Source organism: Rhodococcus sp. CX (assembly GCF_015865005.1).
Classification (GTDB): domain Bacteria; phylum Actinomycetota; class Actinomycetes; order Mycobacteriales; family Mycobacteriaceae; genus Rhodococcus.
Map to the genome: position 1 here is coordinate 1 of NZ_JADZGH010000142.1, position 2,388 is coordinate 2,388.

Annotated in this window: 3 protein-coding genes; all 3 read right to left on the minus strand. The window is 68.7% G+C overall.

Annotation, left to right across the window (positions count from 1 at the left end):
- A partial coding sequence (locus tag I0Q12_RS32925) for a hypothetical protein (RefSeq protein WP_231610698.1) occupies positions 1-182 on the minus strand: 182 nt, incomplete at its 3' end.
- Between the two features lie 68 nt (positions 183-250).
- On the minus strand, positions 251-1,885 hold the full coding sequence (locus I0Q12_RS14855) for a Na+/H+ antiporter (protein WP_197252639.1): 1,635 nt from the start codon (positions 1,883-1,885) through the stop codon (positions 251-253).
- Between the two features lie 179 nt (positions 1,886-2,064).
- A complete protein-coding gene (locus tag I0Q12_RS14860; protein ID WP_197252640.1) occupies positions 2,065-2,253 on the minus strand; it encodes an antitoxin in 189 nt (62 codons plus the stop codon).
- Positions 2,254-2,388 lie beyond the last annotated feature (135 nt).

The window sequence follows — 2,388 nt, forward strand, 5'->3', positions numbered from 1 at the left end:
GTCACCGTGGTGGTCGACACGATCTCGCTGTCGCAGCACGAACCCGAGGTGTACACCGAGCCCGGGTCCGGCGATGCTTCGCCACGGGTCGACCCGAGGAACACGAGACCGAGCGCAACCGCGCCCATGCAGATGCCGGCAGCCGCTCCGCGCCGCCCACCCGCCGCCCCCGTATTTCGCATGTTCCCAGAGTCTTCCGGCGACGTCCGGGACGCACGCGTAGTGCACTACCCGATTTCTGCCGGGCCGCTCACGTCCGGCCGCGGCGGTCGATCCGTTCCTCCGCGGCGGCCTCCTCGACGTCGAGGCTTTCGAGTTCGATGCGGAGGGTTTCGTCGTCCAGGGTTCCCTCGTCGCGCGCGGCGATCAGGGCGGTGCGCTGGGCACGCAGGATCGAGCGCCGGAATTCGTCGAACAGTGCGCTCGCGTCGAGGTTGCGGTCGTCCTCGTTCTCCGATTCGACGGCCTGGGCGTCGACGCGGGCCTGGATGGATCGGCGCACCCGTTCGAGGATGCGGCGCACGGACTCGGCGTCGAACCCGGACGGCGGGTGCTCCGCGAGGTTCCGGAGTTCGCCGTGGGCGGCGGTTTCGACGATGGATCGGGCGAGGGCGCGCTGCTCCTCGTTGCGGAGCCGCTCGTACGGGTCGTGCACGTCGAGCCTGCGGATCAGGGCGGGCATGGTCGCACCCTGGATGAGCAGGGTTCCGACGGCGACGACCAGCGCGATGAGGTGGATGATGTCGCGACCCGGGAACGGTTCGCCGGACTCGAGTACGAACGGGATACCACCGGCGGCGGCGAGGGTCACCACACCGCGCATCCCCGCCCACGAAACGACCAGGTGTTCGCGGAAACTCAACCGGTCGCGGCCCAGCCGGACCAGCCCGATGTCGCGGGTGACGCGGCGGCGTCCCCAGTTCAGCAGACCCCACGCGGGCCGCACCGCCATGACCACGACGAGCACCGCGAGCGCGTACAGCAGCGCGAGAGCGACGTCGTAGCCGTGGTCGGTGACGTCGTCGAGCACGAACTTCAGCTGCAGTCCCATGTACGCGAAGACGAACATCTCGAGCAGGAGATCCAGGCTCTCCCACACGTAGCGTTCCTGGATCCGCGTGTTCACCGATGCGTCGGTGGCGCGGTGCCCCATGTACAGGCCGGCGGCGACCACAGCGAGCACCCCGGACGCGTGGATCTCCTCGGCCGCGAGATAGGCGGTGAACGGAAGTACCAGTCCCAGAGACGTTTCCAGTGGTGAGTGGTACATGCGGAGCCGAACCTGATGCACGACCACCGCGAGCACGAGTCCGACGGCGACACCGCCGGCCACCTCGTAGCCGAAGAACATGACCGGAGAGTCGAAGTACACCCGGGTGCCGGCGACCGTCGACACCGCGACCGTGAACAGGGTCAGGGCGGTCGCGTCGTTGACGAGCCCTTCCCCGGTGAGTACCGCGATGACCCGTTTCGGCAGTCCGAGTTTCTGCCCGACGGCGACGGCACTGACCGCGTCGGTGGGGGCGACGACCGCACCGAGCACCAGTGCGGCGCCGAACGTCAGCTGCGGGACGAGCCATTCCGCGAAGAACGCCACCGCGAAGGCGGTCGCGAGGACGGTGACGATGCCGAGCCGCAGGATCGGCGACAGGTAGCGCCGGAAGGTGGGAACGGAGAACCGCAGCGCGGCCGAATACAGCAGCGGCGGAAGCACGACACCGAGAATCACCTCGGGTTGCAGTTCCAGCCGGGGCAGTCCAGGGATGAACGACGCGGCCGCACCGATCGCGACGAGCACCAGCGGCGCCTGCAGATTGCGCCGGGTCGCCAGTCCGGTGACGGCGATCGCCGCGATGACGACGAACAGTATCCAGGTCCCGTTCACGGCAACGATTCTGCTCTGCCACGCGCGGCGATGGCGGTCGGTCGTTTCGGTCAGGACGCCGGATCGGGAGTATTCGCGCAGCTAGCGGACACGCGCACCCGTCCGTACGTGTGCACGTGTCCGACCGCTGCGCGGCTCACGCGCGCCGGTCGATTCCGGCGCACGCGAGCCATGTCGGATCAGGCAGTGCCGAGGGCGTTCTTCGCGGCGTTCTCCGCCGCATCGACCTGGCCGGAGAACTTGCCACCGGTCTTGTCGTCCGCCAGGTCGCCGACCTTCTCGATCGCCTGGTTCACCACGTCGGGGTGATCGGCGGCGAGTTCCTTGCCCTTGTCGACGATGCCCTTCACATTGTCCAAGAAGCCCACGGCATTTCCTTTCGTTCGGGTACCGAGCGAAAGGAAGCCTGCCACACCCGACGCAGGATCTCCGGGAACGCTATCCGGAACCGGGTCCCGGCGGCGGGCCGGGCTGCTCCGTCCCGGGTGGCGGGGTCGGGGGCT